Below are 16,791 nucleotides of genomic sequence, written 5' to 3'. Positions count from 1 at the left end.
TCAGGCGCTGAGCGCGGAAAGCAGCGCCGGGGCGAGCGCCTCGTCGTAACGGCTCAGCAGCAGCCGCGCCAACTCCGGTGCGGGGCCGAGCACTTCGGCCAGAATGTCCGCGCCCGCCTCCCGGGCTCCCGTAGCGATACGGTCCGGGAGGCGGCCGGGCGCGATGACGTACGGGGCGACGGCGATCCTCTCGACGCCGTCCCGTACGCGCATCCCCCGTACCGCGTCCTCGGTACGGGGAAGAGCAGCGGAGGCGAACGCAGGCCGCACGGCGCACCAACCGGTGTGCCGCAGCTCCCGCGCAATTTCAGCGATCACTGCGATCGCCTCCGGGTCCGTGGAGCCCGCCGAGGCCAGAACCAGCCCCGTCGAGCGTTTGTCGGCGGGGGTGAGCCCCGCCTCGTACAGCCGCCGCTCCAGTGCCGAGTTCAGCAGCGGGGACGGGCCGAGCACCTCCGCCTGGCGGATCCGCAGCCGCGGCGGCGCCGCGTGCAGGACCGCCGGGATGTCGGACTTGGCGTGGAAGGCGCGGGTCAGCAGCAGCGGCAGGGCCACCACATCCTGTGCGCCTTCCGCCGCCAGGGACTCCAACACCCCTGATACGGACGGCACATTGAAGTCCAGGAACCCCGTCTCCACGCGCAGCCCGGGCCGCAGCGACCGCACACGGCGCACCAGCGCGTGGACGGTCGCCGCGTGCCGCGGATCGCGGCTGCCGTGGGCGACGACGAGAAGGACGGGCCGGGACGACATGAGGGAACCTCAGCTCTTGACCTGCAGACCGCGGCTGCGCAGCACCCTGCGCTCCAGCGGGCTGAAGATCAGCAGATCGATGGCGATACCGACGATCAGGATCAGGAAGATGGCCAGGAAGACCATCGACATGCTGCTCGTCTCACGGCCCTGCTCCAGCAACTGCCCGAGCCCCACGCCCAGATCGGGCGACGAAGCGATGATCTCGGCGGCCATCAGCGAGCGCCACGAGAACGCCCAGCCCTGCTTGAGCCCCGCCAGATAGCCGGGCAGCGAGGCGGGCAGCACGATGTGCCAGGCGCCGCGCGCACCCGTCGCACCGAGCGTCTGTCCCGCACGCAGGTACAGCGGCGGGATCTGGTCGATGCCCGAGACCAGGCCGTTGGCGATCGAGGGGACGGCGCCGAGCAGGATCACCGCGTACATCATCGAGTCGTTGAGACCCAGCCAGATGACCGCCGGCGGCACCCAGGCCACCGAGGGCAGCGACTGCAGCCCCGACAGGACCGGGCCGATCGCCGCCCGTACGAACTTCACCCGCGCCACCAGCAGGCCCAGCGGGGTGCCGATGACCAGGGCGAACAGGAAGCCGAGCAGACCGCGCGAGACGGACGTCCAGACATAGTCGAGCAGTGTGCCCTGCGCCCAGGCATTGGACACCTCGTCCCAGACCTGGGACGGCGAAGGCAGCTTGTAGTCGTCGGTGACCTTCGCCCAGATCAGGATCTGCCAGACGAGAAGGACCAGAAGCACCGCCACCGCCGGCGGCAGCACCTTCTGTACGAGCACCTGGCGCACCGGCACCCGGTGCGACTGCACCGCGTCCAGCGCGTCGAGACCCGCTTCGAGCCCGGCCAGATCGTCGGCCCTGGAGCCGGATTTTGCCTCAGTGCTGGCCATGGCGGCGGATCTCCCCACGCAGTTGTTCGGTGATCTCGACCGAGAGCTCCGCGACGGCGGAGTCCTCGATACGGCGCGGCTGCGGGATGTCGACCGTCCACTCGTGCGCGATGCGCCCGGGCCGCGACGACAGCAGCACGACGCGCTCGGCGAGCCGTACCGCCTCGCGCACGTTGTGCGTCACGAAGAGGACCGAGACGTTCGTCTCGCTCCAGATCCGGGTCAGTTCGCCGTGCAGCACGTCCCGGGTGATGGCGTCCAGCGCCGCGAACGGCTCGTCCATCAGCAGGAGTTGGCTGTCCTGGGCCAGTGCGCGGGCGAGCGCCACACGCTGGCGCATACCGCCCGACAGCTCGTGCACCCGCTTGCCGTACGCCCCGTCGAGCCGTACGAGACCGAGCAGCCGCTCCGCCTCGGTGCGCCGCTCGTCCTTGGGCACACCGCGCAGCCGCAGCGCCAGTTCGATGTTCTTGCCCGCGGTCAGCCACGGGAACAGTGCGTGCTCCTGGAACATCAGGGCCGGCCGGCCGCCCGGGGTCTCGATGGACCCCGCGGACGGCCGGTCGAGCCCCGCGACCAGGTTGAGCAGGGTGGACTTGCCGCACCCGGAGGCTCCCAGGAGGGTGACGAACTCGCCCGGTGCGACATCGAGGGTGATGTCGTCCAGTACGAGCTGGGGCCCGGCGGGGCCGCCGAAGGACTTCGAGACGTGCTCGATCCGGGCCGCATGCGTCACCGCGGTGCGGTCGTCGGCCTTGGCGAGGGTTGTGGCCATGGTCGTCACCTCCTGGGAGCGTGTGAGCGGGGGTGGGGTGCGGTGGTTACTTGACGCCGAGACCGGCGTCGGCGACCGCCGGCTGCCCGGCCGCCTTGAGGACCTTGTTGAGCAGCGTCAGGTCGTAGATCCCGGCCAGATCGGGCTGCTTGAGCAGTCCGGCCTTGACCGCGTGGTCCGCCTCGGAGTTGAGCGTGGCCGCGAGCGGGTCGTCGGTCGTGGCGATGGAGGACCACGCCGGGTCGAGGACCTCGGCGGGCAGGGCCTTGCCGGAAAGCGTCTTGAGGGCCTCGTTGGCGGAGGCCTTCGCCTTGTCCGGGTTGGCCTTGATCCAGGCGTTGGTGTTCACCGAGCCGCGCAGGACCGCCTCGACGACGTCCGGGTGCTCCTTGAGGAACTTCTGCGACACGATGATGTTGGTGATCACGAACTTCTTGTCGGGCCACAGGTCCGACTCGTCGAGAAGCACCTTGCCGCCCTGTGCGACCAGCTTGGACGCGGTCGGCTCCGGCACCCAGGCGCCGTCGATGGAGCCGGACTTGAAGGCGTCGGGGGTCACCTTGTTGTCCGTACGGACGACGGAGACGTCGCCCTTGCCGCTGTTGGCGTCGACCTTCCAGCCCTTGCCCGCGATCCAGTTGAGGAACGCCACGTCCTGGGTGTTGCCGAGCTGCGGGGTGGCGATCTTCTTGCCCTTGACGTCGTCCAGGGACTTGATCTTCTTCGGGTTCACGACCAGCTTCACACCGCCCGAGGCGGAGCCGCCGATGATGCGCAGGCTCTTGCCCTTGGACTTGGTGTAGCCGTTGATGGAGGGGGAGGGGCCGATCCAGCCGATGTCGATCGAACCGGCGTTGAGCGCCTCGATCTCGGAGGGGCCGGCGTTGAAGGTCGAGGCCTTCACCGTGGTGCCGCCCAACTCCTTCTGGAACAGGCCCTCCTGGACGCCGACCAGCGCGGTGGCGTGCGTGAGGTTCGGGAAGTAGCCGATCTTCACGGTGTCGGCGGAGAGCTTCTTGCCGCCCACGTTGGCCGCGGCCTTCGTGTCGTCCTTCTTGGAGTCGGATCCGTAGCCGCAGGCGGTGAGCGCCACGGCGAGGATCGGGAGGGCGGCGGCAGCGGCGAGGCTACGGCGCAGAGTGATGCGGCTGGCAGGCACGGGAGGTCTTCCTCTCGTTGGCCCGGCTCGGGCAACTTTTCAGGATGCGGCCGGGCGGTCGGCAGGTCTTCGGCGGTGCGGGTGCGGGGAGTGGCTCTGGGCGCGCAGGCAGTGCGCGTACGTCTTCACGCACATCGGCCCACCCCGCCCTGCCCGCTGCCGAGGGCGCCGCTGCCCACGCGGCCGCCCTCCTTCGCGAACTCCGCGTAGAAATCCCGGTATCCGGCGGACATCAGAAGTCCCAGCCTTCGTCGTCCTGGTGCGCGGCGGCCTCGTGGACGTGCTCGGCCTGCGCGGCGAAGGCGTCGCCCGCCATGCCGGCGGAGAGCGTCGTGCCGTCCGCCGGGTCGATGAGCAGGAAGGATCCGGTGCGGCGCGAGTCCGCGTACGCGTCGAGCGCGAGCGGCTCGGCGGTCCGTACGACGACCCGGCCGATGTCGTTGGCGACCAGCTGCCCCGGGTTCGGGTGCTGGGAGAGGTCGTCCAGGGTCAGCCGGGAGGGGATGTCCTTGACGATCGCCTTCACGGTGCGGGTGGTGTGCTTGATCAGCACCCGCTGGCCGACGCTGAGCGGTGTGTCGGCCACGTGGCAGACGGTCGCCTCGACGTCCTGGGTGGGCGCGGGGGCGTCGCTCGTCGGGGCGATCAGGTCGCCGCGCGAGACGTCGATGTCGTCGGCGAGACGGAGCGTCACCGACTGCGGGGCCCAGGCGATGTCGACGCTCTCGCCGAGCGCGTCGATCCCGGCGATGGTGCTGGTGCGGCCCGAGGGCAGCACGGTGATCTGCTCGCCGACGCGGAAGGCTCCGGCGGCGATCTGGCCCGCGTAACCCCGGTAGTCGGGGTTCTCCGCGGTCTGCGGGCGGATCACGTACTGCACGGGGAAGCGCGCGTGGCAGGCGGTGAGGTCGTGGCTGGCCGGGACCGTCTCCAGGTGCTCCAGGACGGTGGGGCCGCCGTACCAGTCCATGTGCGCGGAGGGCTCCACGACGTTGTCGCCGGCGAGCGCGGAGATCGGGATCGCGGTGATCTCCGGGACGCCGAGGGATGCGGCGTACGCGGTGAACTCCTTGGCGATCTCGGCGAACACGGGCTCCGCGTACTCCACGAGGTCCATCTTGTTCACGGCCAGCACCACGTGCGGGACGCGCAGGAGCGCGGCGACGGCGGCATGGCGGCGGGTCTGCTCGACGACACCGTTGCGGGCGTCGACCAGGACCACGGCCAGCTCGGCCGTCGACGCCCCGGTGACCATGTTGCGGGTGTACTGCACATGGCCGGGGGTGTCGGCGAGGATGAAGCGGCGGCGGGCGGTGGCGAAGTAGCGGTAGGCCACGTCGATGGTGATGCCCTGCTCGCGCTCGGCGCGCAGGCCGTCGGTGAGCAGCGCCAGGTCGGGGGTCTCCTGGCCGCGGTTGCGCGAGGCGCTCTCGACGGCCTCCAGCTGGTCGGTGAGGATCGACTTGGAGTCGTGGAGCAGACGGCCCACGAGGGTGGACTTGCCGTCGTCGACGGAGCCCGCGGTCGCGAAGCGCAGCAGGGTGGTGGCCGAGAGCTGCTCGGCGGTGGTGAGCGTCATGTCTAGAAGTACCCTTCGCGCTTGCGGTCTTCCATCGCGGCCTCGGACATCTTGTCGTCGGCGCGGGTCGCGCCCCGCTCGGTGAGCCGGGAGGCGGCGATCTCGGTGATCACGGCATCGAGCGTGGTGGCGTCGGAGTCGACGGCGCCGGTGCACGACATGTCGCCGACGGTGCGGTAGCGCACGAGCCGCGTCTCGACGCTCTCGCCCTCCTTCGGGCCGCCCCACTCGCCTGCCGTCAGCCACATCCCGGAGCGCTTGAACACCTCGCGCTCATGGGCGAAGTAGATCTCCGGGAGCTCGATGCCTTCGCGCTCGATGTACTGCCAGACGTCCAGCTCGGTCCAGTTGGAGAGCGGGAAGACGCGCACGTGCTCGCCCGGTGCGTGGCGGCCGTTGTAGAGCTGCCACAGCTCGGGGCGCTGGCGGCGCGGGTCCCACGCGGAGAACTCGTCGCGCAGCGAGAACACCCGCTCCTTGGCGCGGGCCTTCTCCTCGTCGCGGCGCCCACCGCCGAAGACCGCGTCGAACCGCTCGGCCTGGATCTTCTCCGTCAGCGGCAGGGTCTGCAGCGGATTGCGGACCCCGTCCGGGCGCTCACGCAGCACCCCGCGGTCGATGTAGTCCTGTACGGAGGCGACATGCAGCCGCAGCCCGTGCTCGGCCACCGCACGGTCGCGGTAGTCGAGGACCTCCTGGAAGTTGTGCCCGGTGTCCACGTGCAGCAGCGAAAAGGGCACGGCCGCCGGGGCGAAGGCCTTCAGCGCCAGGTGCAGCATGACGATGGAGTCCTTGCCGCCGGAGAAGAGGATCACCGGCCGCTCGAACTCCCCCGCCACCTCACGGAAGATATGGACCGCCTCCGACTCCAGGGAGTCCAAGTGGCTGAGCGCGTAGGGACTTTCGGTGCCTTCGGTGGCAGCGGCGAATGTCGTCATCAGGCCAGGCCCCTCTCGGTGAGCAGCGCATGCAGCGCCGCCGCGGACTCCTGCACGGTCTGCTCGTGCGACTCGATCCGCAGATCGGGCGACTCGGGCGCCTCATAGGGGTCGTCGACCCCGGTGAGCCCGCTGATCTCGCCGGCCGCCTGCTTGGCGTACAGACCCTTCACATCGCGTACGGAGCAGACCTCCACCGGGGTGGCGACGTGCACCTCCAGATACGCGGTGCCCTCGCTCTGGTGGCGCTTGCGCACCGCCTCGCGGCTGTCCGCGTACGGGGCGATGACCGGGACCAGCGCCTTCACACCGTTCGACGCGAGGAGCTCCGCGACGAAGCCGATGCGCTGGACGTTGGTGAGCCGGTCCTCGCGGGTGAAACCGAGGCCCTTGGAGAGGAACTCGCGGATCTCGTCGCCGTCGAGCACCTCCACCCGGTGCCCCTCGCCGCGGAGCCGGTCGGCCAGCTCGTAGGCGATGGTGGTCTTGCCCGCGCTCGGCAGACCGGTGAGCCAGATGGTGGCTCCCTGGTCCGTCGTCATGTGGTTCTCCTGAGCTAGTGGTTGTTCCTGGGGCGACTGAAGATCCTGATGACCCGTCATCAGTGCAGCCCGCACTCGGTCTTGTTGCTCCCCGCCCAGCGTCCGGCGCGGGCGTCCTCGCCCTCGGCGACGCGGCGGGTGCACGGCGCGCAGCCGATCGACGGGTAGCCGTCCATCAGCAGCGGGTTCATCAGGACCCCGTGCTCTGCGGCGTACGCCTCCACGTCCTCCTGCGTCCACCGTGCGATCGGCGAGACCTTGACCTTCTGGCGCTTCTCGTCCCAGCCGACGACCGGGGTGTTCGCCCGGGTCGGGGACTCGTCGCGGCGCAGGCCCGTCGCCCAGGCGCCGTAGTTCTTCAGGCCGTCCTCAAGGGGCTTGACCTTGCGCAGGGAGCAGCAGAGGTCGGGGTCCCGGTCGTGCAGCTTCGGTCCGTACTCGGCGTCCTGCTCCTCGACGGTCTGCCACGGGAGGAGGGTGATGACGTTGACGTCCATCACCGCCTCCACGGCGTCACGCGTCCCGATGGTCTCGGGGAAGTGGTAGCCGGTGTCGAGGAAGACGACGTCGACACCGGGCATGGCGCGGGAAGCGAGGTGGGCGACGACCGCGTCCTCCATGGAGGAGGTCACGCAGAAACGCTCGCCGAACGTGTCGGCGGCCCACTTGAGGATCTCGAGCGGAGAGGCGTCCTCCAGCTCGCGGCCCGCGCGCTCGGCGAGGGTCTTCGGATCTTCGGTCTCCAGAGTGCTCGTCATATCCGGTCCCCTTCAACGCTGTTGGCGTTGTTCTGTTGGAGTCCACGGGTCAGCAGCCCGAGGAACTTCAACTGGAATGCGCGGTTGCATGCCGCGCATTCCCAGGCGCCGTGCCCCGTTTCGTTGGGGCGCAGGTCCTCGTCGCCGCAGTACGGGCAGTAGAACGGGGCGGCTCGCTCGCTCATGAGAGGTCCTCCTCGGAGGCGCGCGCGGTCCAGGCGGCGAAGCGCTCGCCGTCCTTGCGCTCCTGCTGGAAGCGGCCCAGGACGCGCTCGACGTAGTCGGGCAGGTCGTCGGAGGTGACCTTCAGACCGCGGACCTTGCGGCCGAATCCGGCCTCGAGTCCGAGTGCGCCGCCGAGGTGCACCTGGAAGCCCTCGACCTGGTTGCCGTCCTTGTCGAGCATCAGCTGGCCCTTGAGACCGATGTCGGCGACCTGGATGCGGGCGCAGGCGTTCGGGCAGCCGTTGATGTTGATGGTGAGCGGCTCGTCGAAGTCCGGGATACGGCGCTCCAGTTCGTCGATGAGGGAGGCGCCGCGCGCCTTCGTCTCGACGATGGCGAGCTTGCAGAACTCGATGCCGGTGCAGGCCATGGTGCCGCGCCGGAACGGAGAGGCGTTGACCTTCAGGTCGAGCGCTTCGAGCGCGGCGACGAGGGACGGGACCTGGTCCTCCTCGACGTCCAGCACGATCATCTTCTGCTCGGTGGTCGTACGCAGCCGGGCCGAGCCGTGTGCGTCGGCGGCCTCGGCGATACGCACCAGGGTCGGTCCGTCGACGCGGCCGACGCGGGGCGCGAAGCCGACGTAGAAACGCCCGTCCTTCTGCTGGTGCACCCCGAGGTGGTCGCGCCAGGTGCCGGCGGGCTGCTCGGGGGCGGGCCCGTCGAGGAGCTTGCGCTCCAGGTACTCGTCTTCGAGGATCTGCCGGAACTTCTCCGTACCCCAGTCGGCGAGGAGGAACTTCAGACGGGCGCGGGTGCGCAGCCGCCGGTAGCCGTAGTCGCGGAAGATGCCGATGACCCCGCCGTACACATCGGGAACCTCGTCCAACGGCACCCAGGCGCCGAGCCGCTGGCCCAGCTTGGGGTTGGTGGAGAGGCCGCCGCCGACCCACAGGTCGAAGCCGGGGCCGTGCTCGGGGTGGTCGACCCCGACGAAGGCGATGTCGTTGATCTCGTGCGCCACGTCCAGCTGCGGCGACCCGGAGATGGCGGTCTTGAACTTCCTCGGCAGGTTCGAGTAGTCGGGGTTGCCGATGAAGCGCCGGTGGATCTCGTCGACGGCGGGCGTGCCGTCGATGATCTCGTCCGCTGCGACACCGGCGACGGGCGAGCCGAGGATGGTGCGGGGCGTGTCACCGCAGGCCTCGGTGGTGGAGAGCCCGACGGCTTCAAGGCGCCGCCAGATCTCCGGGACGTCCTCGATGCGGATCCAGTGGTACTGGACGTTCTGCCGGTCGGTGATGTCGGCGGTCCCGCGCGCGAACTCCACCGAGATCTCACCGATGACACGGAGCTGCTCGGTGGTCAGCCGGCCGCCGTCGATCCGGACCCGGAGCATGAAGTACTCGTCGTCCAGCTCCTCCGGCTCCAGGATCGCGGTCTTTCCGCCGTCGATCCCGGGCTTGCGCTGGGTGTACAGGCCCCACCAACGCATGCGCCCGCGCAGGTCGTTGGGGTCGATCGAGTCGAAACCGCGCTTGGAGTAGATCGTCTCAATGCGTGTCCGCACATTGAGACCGTCGTCGTCCTTCTTGAACTGCTCATTGCCGTTGAGGGGCGTGAAGTGGCCGGCGGCCCACTGGCCTTCGCCACGGTGACGGCCCGCTTTGCGGCGGGGCGTGGCTGGAGCGGGCTGTTCCGGGGTGGCGGCCATGGTGGTTCGTCCTTCTGTGGCGGCTCAAGGGGCGGCGGTCAGGCTGAAGGTACCCCTGTGACCTGCCCGTTTACGGCAGGACGCGGTGGCGGTGGGACAAGGGGTGCTTCGGCTCGTCCGCTACGACGGGGACGGCGGGGTCACAACGAATGACGGCGTGGCTGGTTCAGATCAGCGCGCCGGACAGATGGCGCTGGATACGCGGCCGAGGTCGACGTGGCGTCGACTCACCAAGGCAATTCCAGTTCCAGACATGACGGAAGCGTGTCACGGCGGTCTCGCGCCAGTCCACCACTATCCACTATGCGGACCAGACTGTCCCGCATGGCGAGACGGTGTGGCGCTGGTCACGCGCGGCGGATCATCCCTGCGCGCCGGCCCAGGGTCCAGGAGTGGGCAGATCCGCCTGCTCCTCGGTCTTCGTCTCGAAGAGCCGGAACCCGCGGCGGAGGTAGTTGTCCATGGCGTGCGGCCCGTCGAGGCTGCAGGTGTGCAGCCAGACGCGCTTGGTCGGGGTCCGCTCGGGCCACCGCTCGGCGAGGTCCCAGGCGCGCTGCACCCCGTACGAGAGAAGGTGCCCGCCGATGCGCCGCCCCCGGAAGGCGGGGATGAGCCCGAAGTACATGACCTCGACGGTGCCGTCGTCCTGCGGATCGAGCTCGACGTACCCGGCGGGCGTGCCCCGGTCGTATGCGACCCAGGTCTCGACGCCCGGCCGGTCGAGGATCTCCTCCCACTGGGAGTAGGTCAGCGCGAGCCGGTCGATCCACTGGATGTCACCCCCGACGGAGGCATACAGAAACCGGCTGAACTCAGGCGAAGGCACCTCGGCCCGGACAATCCGGAGGTCACCGCCCTCGGGGGCGGCGGCGGGCCGCAGATCCGAAGGGGAGGTCTGCTCAAGGGACCAGGTGGTGACGGTGACCGTGTTCTCGCTGCTCATGGGAGCCATCGGATCATGCGGGGCGGGGCGTGACGAACGCGGGTCATCTCCATGACGAGATCCGCGCGGCACCTCGGCGGACGTTTGCGTCCGGGTCCTGAGCGAGCTGTGCGCAGACTGCGGCGACATCCGGCGCGCTGTCCGGCGCCAGGACCGCGTCCTGCACCCCGGTCTGCAGCCAGTCGCCCTGGTTGTCGTCGGCCTGGGCCACCGCGAGGGCGATCAGTCTTATGGCGGCCACCGTCCCCACCCGGGCAAGAGCCTCTGCTGTCTGCCGGGTCACTGCCGTATCCGAGGCGTCCAGAAGCAGGCGCGCCAACGCCTCCTCGGCCAGGGGAACCTCGGCGAAGGCGGCCAGGTCACGTCCGGCGCGGGCACGTTGCGCCCATGAAGAAGACACGGACTTCCGCAAGGCGGCCTGCAGGGCGTTCATCGAATCCGGCACACGGCGACCGTCTCATGTACGCAGGGGGTCTACGAGTGCCGCCGTGTCCATCGCGCCGCCGCCCGCCGCGACCTGGCGCTCCATGAGTGCGAAGAGCGGGGAGAGCAGTTCGGTGCTCACGCCGTACTGCTCGGCTGTGGCCACGAAGGTCGGGACGCCCGCCGTCTGCATCGCGAGGTTCGAAGCCACCCCGGTCGCGTAGTCGCCGCTCTCCAGACGGGCCGCGGTGTCGTGGACCATGCCGCTCATCGCGCCCAGCCAGCCGGCGAGCAGGGGTGCGAACTCGGAGGGCTTGATGTCCTGTTCGCCGCGGATGAGGGCGAACGCGTGGGTGATGCCGGCGAACATGCCGTACATGCCGCTCAGCAGGGCGATGTCGTGCAGGCTCGCGAAACCGGCGTCCGTACCGACGAAGCGGGTGCCGAGGGGGACCGCGAGGGTGGCGTGGTGCTCGTCGAACAGTTCCTGGGATCCGCTGTAGAAGACGTATCCGCCCGCCTCCGGGATTCCGACCATCGGGGGGACGGCCATGATCCCGCCGTCCGCGAAGCGCGCGCCCCGCTCGGCCGCCCACCGTGCGCGGGCCCGCGCCGACTCGGGGGTGCCGGTGGTCAGGTCGACCAGGTCCTTGCCCGTCAGGTCGACGCCGTCGAGTACGGAGGTGACCGAGGCGTCGTCGAGGAGGACCGTGACGATCAGCGGGCCGGCCGCGACGGCGTCCGCGACGCTCGCCGCGACCTTCGCGCCCTCTTCGCCGAGCGCGGTCGCACGGGGCGGGGTGCGGTTCCATACCGTCACCTCGTAACCGGCCGCGAGCCACGCACGGGCGAAGGCGCTGCCCATCGCGCCGAGTCCGAGGAGCGTGACCTTCCGGGTCGAGTTGTTGCTGGTCGGGGCGGTGTTGGGGAGATTCTGTGTCATGCCGAGAACCCTCGTCGGGCGGGTGCGGACCCACAAGTACGCACTGTGAAGTCACTGGTTACCGCCAGGGAAGCATCGAGGCAGGGACGGTGTTTGCACGGGCGGCATGTTCCGTACGGGGAAGGCATGGAGACGATGGCGAGCGAGCGGATGCGACCGGGGCGCTACCACTGTGGGGTCGACGCCGCGCTCGGAGTGATCGGCGGCAAGTGGAAGGTGCTGCTGATCTGGGCGCTCGCCGAGTACCCGGACATCCGGTTCGGCGAGCTGCAACGCCAGGTTCCCGGCATCACCGTGAAGGTCCTCGCCTCCCACCTGCGGGAGCTGGAGGAGGACGGCATCGTGCGACGCGTGGCGTACGACGAAGTGCCGCCGCGCGTCGAGTACTCGCTCACCGACGCGGGCATCCGCCTCAATGCGGCGCTCGCTCCGCTCGGAGCGTGGGGCAAGGACCACGTCGTCGGAGCTGAGGCTGTGGTGGTACCTGGTTAGCTGTGGGGCATGGGAGACAACGGATCACCACTGTTCAACCGCCGCTTACTGCTGAGGAGTTCGGCTGCGGGTGCTGCCCTGCCCCTGGTGCCCGATCTGGCCGGCGCGGCTGCCGCGAACCCGGCTGTGCCCGCCTCGGACGCGGTCTTCCGGTGGCTGGGGACCAGCGGGTGGCGTATCGACATCGCAGGGCGGACCGTGCTCTTCGATCCGTACATCACCCGCTTCGACACAGGGCTCTTCCGGGGGCCGGGGAAATTCGACCCGCATACGCCGCTGACGGTCGACGAGGGGCTCGTCGCCCGGAACGCCGGTGACCCCGAGCTGGTCCTGGTCAGTCACAGCCACTGGGACCACCTCAACGACGTCCCCTTCATCGCGGCCTCCACACAGGCGCGGATCGTCGGCACCGAGACCACGTACCACCTGCTCAAGGCGCTGGGGGTCGACGCGACCCGGATCGTCGTGGTCAAGGGCGGCGAGGTGCTCGACTTCGGGGGATACGTGGTGGAGGTGGTCTCCAGCCGCCACAGCCGTAACGCGGGCTTCGGCTACTTCGCCCCCGGCACCCTCGGCGGCCGACCGCAGGGAGGCCGGCCCCGTACGATCTCCGACCTGCCCGAAGGGGACACGCTCGCCTTCCAGGTGAGCGTCGACGGCGGGCCCGCCGCCTTCCTCATGGGCGCAAGCGACTTCAGTGCCCGCGACGCCGCCGGCCTGCGCCCCGATGTGGCCATGGTCGCGGTGCCGACCAGCACCTCCACCCACCGCTATGTGCCCCGGCTCCTGGAGACGCTCGGCTTTCCCGGCACGGTCGTACCGGTGCACTGGGACAACTTCGAGCTGCCGTGGGAGAAGGGTCCGCAGCGGGATCCCTCGGTCGACTGGGACGGCTTCATGGCCCAGGTCGGGGCGGCGGCTCCGCATACCAGGATCCTGACACCGGACTATCTGACTCCCTGCCGATTCTGACCGCGCAATCAAGAACCGCACGCGGAGATTGTGCGTAGTAATGAGCAGAGATCCATCCCGTCTGCCCATTCCCGCTCCTCTGTCACACGGGGATGGAATCATGGTCGAGGTGGACGTCGGCGTCCGGAGAGGTGGCCTCATGGCTGAGCGCGTGGCTACTGCTGAGGTGATTCTGCGTGACGAAGTCACCGCGGAACAGCGGCAGTTGCTGTCGGAGCTGTTGGAGGGTGCCGGTTATCCGGCCACTGTGCGGCGCCCCTTGTCCCATCGCGAGCCCGCGACCGTGACCTGGATCGCACTCGTCGTGCTGCCGCTTCAGGCGTTCCTCGGCGGGCTGGGCGAGGTGGCCGTCGGCGGCGCTCTCCGGGGGATCAGGCGGCTCGTGCGGGGCGATGGGTCCGCGGACGGGGCCCCTGCGCTGCCCGGTCCGATGGTGCTGCAGGACTCCGGCAGCGGGATCAAGGTGGTGCTGGAGGCCGGGCTGCCTCCTGAGGCCTTCGAGAAGCTTCTTCAACTTGATCTGAGCGACTATCGGTTGGGGCCCTTGCACTACGACATCGCCCAGGCCCGGTGGCGGTCCGTGGCGGACGAGGCTTTGCCGGACGAGGTCGCGCAGGGCTGACGGGGAAGGGTGGCGGGATGTTACGGGGGATGGCGCTGCGCCGGGCCGGGCGCGTGCTGGAGGAGGCCCAGGAGCTGCTCGCGGGCGGTGACGCGCGGGGAGCGGGGCTCAAGTTCGACGAGGCGCTGGGGCGCGTCGGGAAACATGTGGCCGACGGGGAGGCCGAGTCGGCCGGCGTCGCCGCCGGGGCACGGGTCGGGCTCGGGCGGGTGTGTCTTGCGGGAGCCGATTTCGATCAGGCCCTGGGGCAGTTCCAGGAGGCCCAGCGACTCCTGCCGAGTGGGGCGGAGGCCTACTACTGGGCCGGGTGCGCCGCCGCCCATCTGCAGCGTCTCGCCGACTCGGAGCGGTATTTCGACGCCGCCCTGGAGCGCGCGCCCGGGGATCCGCGCGCGCATGCGCAGCGGGCCCGGGTGTACTTCGTACAGGGGCGGCAGGCGCAGGCGCGGGCCGATCTCGAGGCCATGGGCGAGGGCGGGCCGACCCTCGCCGACGACCGGTGGCTGCTGGCCGTTCTGCAGTTACGCGGAGCCGACTGGTCCGGGGCCGAGAAGTCCTTGCGCGGGCTGACCCACGAGGACACCTCGCGCACCCCTGTCGGGCTCGCCCTCCTCGCGTATGCGATGGAGCGGTCAGGGCGGCATGCCGCGGCGCTCCCCTTGTACGAACAGGCCCTCGTCGAGGGGGTCGAGAGCGACAGCGTGCTGTACCGGCAGGGGCTCGTCGCCTATCGGCTGGGGCGATACGACGTGAGCGTGCGCGCCTGGAGCGCGCTGCGGGAGCGGCGGCCCGATGACCCCGCGTGTGCGGATGCTGTCGCGCGGGCCACCTACGCCGCCGCCGTGCCCCTCGTACGGAAGAAGGATTTCGCCGCTGCCGCCGAGCAGTTGGGGCGCAGTGCCGCCCTCTGGCCCGCCGGCGCACTCGACGACTCGCTCGCCGATCTGCGGCTCTACGCCGCCTGGAAGGACGCCGGGCGCAGCGGGCCGCGCGCCGTGCGCGGGCACCTGGAAGAGGCGCTGCTGCGTCGGCCCGATGACGTACGGGCCGTGCGCTCGATCGCGCTGGTCGAGTTCTGGGCGGGAGAGCGCGAGCGGGCCGCCTCGCTCTGGACCCGGGCCCTGGAGCTGCGTCCCGACGACACCCGGGCCCGTCTCGAACTCGCCCTCTGCTACGAGAAGTTGGGGCGGCGGGAGGACGCGCTGCGCGAGCTCGGCTATGTCGCGCGGGGGCCGATGGGCGTCCTGCGTGAACGCGCCCGCCTCGCGCTCGCCGCGCTGAGCGTCGCCGACGGTGCGTGGGCGCGGGCCGCCGATCTGCTCGGGGAGCTGCCGGACGAGGATCCCCGCGACGTCCTGCTCATCGAGGCCCTCTACCGCAGCGGCCGCGACCGCGAGCGCGCCATGGGGCCGCTCTGGCGGGCCGCCGCCGATGCCAGGGGCGGCGACGTCACGTCCGCGCGGCGCGTCCTGGAGCGCGCCGATCCCTCCACCGCCGGGCGGGCGGGGCGTGAAGTCGCCCTGCTCGTACGGAAGAACGCCCTGGAGGAAGGGGGCGGGTCGGACTCGCGCGTCGCCGGGCTCGAACTGAGTGACCGTCATCTCGGGGAGTCCGGCGCCCGGTTCGCCGCACCGCACGCCGTCCTGCGCATTGCGGCCGGACGCCGCGCGACCGCCGTGACCACCCTGCGCGCGGCCGTGCGGCGCGACCCCACCGACCACCGCACGCTGCACACCCTGGCCCTCGCCCTGCTGCACGGCCTCGGCGACAGCGACGGCGCCGGCCTGCGGGAGCAGTGCATCGCCTCCTGGGCCGCCCTGCTGCACAACCCCGCCTTCTGGGAGGACTTCCGCATCAAGGCCGGTGGACGGTACGGCGAGCCGGTACCCCCTTCCCGTATCGAAACCGTGAAGGGGAAGCTCAAGGAGTACGTCGAGGCGCGGCTGACCGCAGCGGGCGGCGGCGCATCCTCCCGCGTCCTGCTGGAGCGCGAACTGACCGCGGCCCGGCTCCTTTCGGAGTCCGGCGGCCTCCCGCCCTCCGCCGCCTCGGCCCGCACCCTGGCCTGCGGGCCGCTGTTTCTCGCCGAGTCCGGGCTCGTGGCCGAGTTCCGTGTCTTCGCCGAGACGGGCGAGGCGGTCCACGGCCGGCGCAGGCAGGCCGGGGCCGCGTACGACGCCGGGCAGCTGCGGCGCTCCTTCTCCGTGCTCGGAATCGCCGAGGCCCAGGCGGAGGCGGGGCAGTTCGCGGACGCCCTGCGGACGCTCGACGATCTGCGCTGCGTGGACTGCCGCACCCAGCAGTACGTACGGCGCCAGGGTGTCGATGCCCGCCGGGGCCGCAACCGCGGAGCGGACCAGTGCCGCAGCGGCTGCCCCACCTTCGACACCGTGCACCCCGGCTATGCGGGACGCGAAGGGAAGGAGCGGCTGCTCGTCGAGGACGCCGACGCACTCGCCTCGCAGATCCTCCTCAAACGCACGCGCGCGGACCTCTCCGCCGGTGAACCGGACCTGGCGCAGGTGTCGGAGGGCTGGCGTGAGGCCGTCGTACGGAGCGGGGCGGGCGGGGGTGCGAGCCAGGTGCACACCGAGATCGCCGACATGGCCATCGGGCGCGCCGAATCACTGCTGCGGGCCAAGCGGCGCGACGAGGCCGTCGAGGTCCTCGAATGCGCTCAGCGCAACACCGCCGGCACCCAACTCGACCGTGTGAACGGCCAGTTGGCCGGTGCGCTCAATGCCCGCGGTGTGCAGACGGTCAACGCACTCCACGAAGCACGCGACACGATCGCCGACACCACGATGATCGAGCGGCTGCGCTCCCCGGCCGCCGATCTGTGCACATCCGTCGAGCTCAATCCGCACGCCGCCGTCTCCCATCTCAACCTCGGCCATGTGCTGAACCTGCTCGCGTCCCTGCTCATCAAGGAGGTCGGCATCGTCGAATCGCTGAAGATCCTTCAGGAGCGCGTCGACCGCATGACCGCCGCGCAGCGCCTGCACCCCGGCAATCCGGAGATCGAGACGATGAACCGGGTCGCGTCCGAGGATCTGACCGCGGTTCTGGCCGCGATAGCCAGCGCCCGCAGCACCTATGGAAGGCGGTGACGG

General features: G+C 70.4%; 18 protein-coding genes. 4 read left to right on the top strand and 14 right to left on the bottom strand.

Annotated elements, in window-relative coordinates; translation table 11 throughout:
* The 14 genes from AB0H78_RS07865 to AB0H78_RS07800 form a co-directional block, all read right to left on the bottom strand.
* Positions 1–753, bottom strand: coding sequence for a sirohydrochlorin chelatase (locus AB0H78_RS07865; protein WP_363233381.1), 753 nt, complete (start codon positions 751–753; stop codon positions 1–3).
* Positions 754–762: 9 nt separating this feature from the next.
* Entirely contained in the window at positions 763–1,653 is an 891-nt protein-coding gene (locus AB0H78_RS07860; RefSeq protein ID WP_363233380.1) for an ABC transporter permease, read from the bottom strand.
* Positions 1,640–2,428: an ABC transporter ATP-binding protein gene (locus AB0H78_RS07855; protein ID WP_363233379.1), complete on the bottom strand. Its 789-nt coding sequence runs from the start codon at positions 2,426–2,428 to the stop codon at positions 1,640–1,642. Before AB0H78_RS07855 ends, AB0H78_RS07860 begins: the two co-directional genes overlap by 14 nt.
* A 46-nt stretch (positions 2,429–2,474) precedes the next feature.
* Entirely contained in the window at positions 2,475–3,587 is a 1,113-nt protein-coding gene (locus tag AB0H78_RS07850; RefSeq protein WP_363233378.1) for an aliphatic sulfonate ABC transporter substrate-binding protein, read from the bottom strand.
* A gap of 232 nt (positions 3,588–3,819) precedes the next feature.
* A complete protein-coding gene (locus AB0H78_RS07845) occupies positions 3,820–5,166 on the bottom strand; it encodes a GTP-binding protein (protein ID WP_363233377.1) in 1,347 nt (448 codons plus the stop codon).
* Positions 5,167–5,168: 2 nt separating this feature from the next.
* A complete protein-coding gene (cysD, locus tag AB0H78_RS07840; RefSeq protein WP_363233376.1) occupies positions 5,169–6,104 on the bottom strand; it encodes a sulfate adenylyltransferase subunit CysD in 936 nt (311 codons plus the stop codon).
* Complete coding sequence (cysC, locus tag AB0H78_RS07835; RefSeq protein WP_363233375.1) at positions 6,104–6,646, bottom strand: adenylyl-sulfate kinase; 543 nt, start codon at positions 6,644–6,646, stop codon at positions 6,104–6,106. Before cysC ends, cysD begins: the two co-directional genes overlap by 1 nt.
* 59 nt (positions 6,647–6,705) lie before the next feature.
* A complete protein-coding gene (locus tag AB0H78_RS07830; RefSeq protein ID WP_363233374.1) occupies positions 6,706–7,404 on the bottom strand; it encodes a phosphoadenylyl-sulfate reductase in 699 nt (232 codons plus the stop codon).
* Positions 7,401–7,589, bottom strand: coding sequence for a hypothetical protein (locus AB0H78_RS07825; RefSeq protein ID WP_363233373.1), 189 nt, complete (start codon positions 7,587–7,589; stop codon positions 7,401–7,403). Before AB0H78_RS07825 ends, AB0H78_RS07830 begins: the two co-directional genes overlap by 4 nt.
* Positions 7,586–9,283 (bottom strand): nitrite/sulfite reductase, encoded by a 1,698-nt coding sequence (locus AB0H78_RS07820; protein ID WP_363233372.1) that lies wholly within the window; start codon positions 9,281–9,283, stop codon positions 7,586–7,588. Before AB0H78_RS07820 ends, AB0H78_RS07825 begins: the two co-directional genes overlap by 4 nt.
* 171 nt (positions 9,284–9,454) lie before the next feature.
* Positions 9,455–9,538 carry a putative leader peptide gene (locus tag AB0H78_RS07815; RefSeq protein WP_329128092.1) on the bottom strand — a complete coding sequence of 28 codons (84 nt, stop codon included), beginning with the start codon at positions 9,536–9,538 and terminating at the stop codon, positions 9,455–9,457.
* A 106-nt stretch (positions 9,539–9,644) separates the two neighbouring features.
* The gene (locus AB0H78_RS07810; RefSeq protein ID WP_363233371.1) at positions 9,645–10,226 is read right to left on the bottom strand and encodes a GNAT family N-acetyltransferase; all 582 of its coding nucleotides are present in this window, start codon (positions 10,224–10,226) and stop codon (positions 9,645–9,647) included.
* A gap of 43 nt (positions 10,227–10,269) precedes the next feature.
* Positions 10,270–10,671: a hypothetical protein gene (locus AB0H78_RS07805; protein ID WP_363233370.1), complete on the bottom strand. Its 402-nt coding sequence runs from the start codon at positions 10,669–10,671 to the stop codon at positions 10,270–10,272.
* 12 nt (positions 10,672–10,683) lie between these two features.
* On the bottom strand, positions 10,684–11,592 hold the full coding sequence (locus tag AB0H78_RS07800) for an NAD(P)-binding domain-containing protein (RefSeq protein ID WP_363233369.1): 909 nt from the start codon (positions 11,590–11,592) through the stop codon (positions 10,684–10,686).
* Positions 11,593–11,727: 135 nt separating this feature from the next.
* Between AB0H78_RS07800 and AB0H78_RS07795 the strand changes: the two genes are divergently transcribed.
* The 4 genes from AB0H78_RS07795 (at position 11,728) to AB0H78_RS07780 (ending at position 16,788) form a co-directional block, all read left to right on the top strand.
* Positions 11,728–12,084 carry a helix-turn-helix domain-containing protein gene (locus AB0H78_RS07795; protein WP_363233444.1) on the top strand — a complete coding sequence of 119 codons (357 nt, stop codon included), beginning with the start codon at positions 11,728–11,730 and terminating at the stop codon, positions 12,082–12,084.
* A gap of 9 nt (positions 12,085–12,093) precedes the next feature.
* The gene (locus tag AB0H78_RS07790; RefSeq protein ID WP_363233368.1) at positions 12,094–13,056 is read left to right on the top strand and encodes an MBL fold metallo-hydrolase; all 963 of its coding nucleotides are present in this window, start codon (positions 12,094–12,096) and stop codon (positions 13,054–13,056) included.
* Between the two features lie 139 nt (positions 13,057–13,195).
* The gene (locus tag AB0H78_RS07785; RefSeq protein WP_363233367.1) at positions 13,196–13,678 is read left to right on the top strand and encodes a hypothetical protein; all 483 of its coding nucleotides are present in this window, start codon (positions 13,196–13,198) and stop codon (positions 13,676–13,678) included.
* 29 nt (positions 13,679–13,707) lie between these two features.
* Positions 13,708–16,788 (top strand): tetratricopeptide repeat protein, encoded by a 3,081-nt coding sequence (locus AB0H78_RS07780; RefSeq protein WP_363233366.1) that lies wholly within the window; start codon positions 13,708–13,710, stop codon positions 16,786–16,788.
* Positions 16,789–16,791: the final 3 nt, after the last annotated feature.

Source organism: Streptomyces sp. NPDC050738 (assembly GCF_040654175.1).
Lineage (GTDB): Bacteria > Actinomycetota > Actinomycetes > Streptomycetales > Streptomycetaceae > Streptomyces.
Note: the sequence above shows the minus strand (reverse complement) of the source record. Positions and strands in the feature narration are given on the sequence as shown.

Bases quoted from the DNA above. Each gene is read 5' to 3' on its own strand.
- AB0H78_RS07825 (WP_363233373.1), bottom strand. From the start codon at position 7,589: ATGAGCGAGCGAGCCGCCCCGTTCTACTGCCCGTACTGCGGCGACGAG.
- AB0H78_RS07790 (WP_363233368.1), top strand. From the start codon at position 12,094: ATGGGAGACAACGGATCACCACTGTTCAACCGCCGCTTACTGCTGAGG.
- AB0H78_RS07830 (WP_363233374.1), bottom strand. From the start codon at position 7,404: ATGACGAGCACTCTGGAGACCGAAGATCCGAAGACCCTCGCCGAGCGC.
- AB0H78_RS07820 (WP_363233372.1), bottom strand. From the start codon at position 9,283: ATGGCCGCCACCCCGGAACAGCCCGCTCCAGCCACGCCCCGCCGCAAA.
- AB0H78_RS07795 (WP_363233444.1), top strand. From the start codon at position 11,728: ATGGCGAGCGAGCGGATGCGACCGGGGCGCTACCACTGTGGGGTCGAC.
- AB0H78_RS07815 (WP_329128092.1), bottom strand. From the start codon at position 9,538: ATGTCTGGAACTGGAATTGCCTTGGTGAGTCGACGCCACGTCGACCTC.
- AB0H78_RS07855 (WP_363233379.1), bottom strand. From the start codon at position 2,428: ATGGCCACAACCCTCGCCAAGGCCGACGACCGCACCGCGGTGACGCAT.
- AB0H78_RS07810 (WP_363233371.1), bottom strand. From the start codon at position 10,226: ATGAGCAGCGAGAACACGGTCACCGTCACCACCTGGTCCCTTGAGCAG.
- AB0H78_RS07785 (WP_363233367.1), top strand. From the start codon at position 13,196: ATGGCTGAGCGCGTGGCTACTGCTGAGGTGATTCTGCGTGACGAAGTC.
- cysD (WP_363233376.1), bottom strand. From the start codon at position 6,104: ATGACGACATTCGCCGCTGCCACCGAAGGCACCGAAAGTCCCTACGCG.
- AB0H78_RS07780 (WP_363233366.1), top strand. From the start codon at position 13,708: ATGGCGCTGCGCCGGGCCGGGCGCGTGCTGGAGGAGGCCCAGGAGCTG.
- AB0H78_RS07845 (WP_363233377.1), bottom strand. From the start codon at position 5,166: ATGACGCTCACCACCGCCGAGCAGCTCTCGGCCACCACCCTGCTGCGC.
- AB0H78_RS07860 (WP_363233380.1), bottom strand. From the start codon at position 1,653: ATGGCCAGCACTGAGGCAAAATCCGGCTCCAGGGCCGACGATCTGGCC.
- AB0H78_RS07800 (WP_363233369.1), bottom strand. From the start codon at position 11,592: ATGACACAGAATCTCCCCAACACCGCCCCGACCAGCAACAACTCGACC.
- AB0H78_RS07865 (WP_363233381.1), bottom strand. From the start codon at position 753: ATGTCGTCCCGGCCCGTCCTTCTCGTCGTCGCCCACGGCAGCCGCGAT.
- cysC (WP_363233375.1), bottom strand. From the start codon at position 6,646: ATGACGACGGACCAGGGAGCCACCATCTGGCTCACCGGTCTGCCGAGC.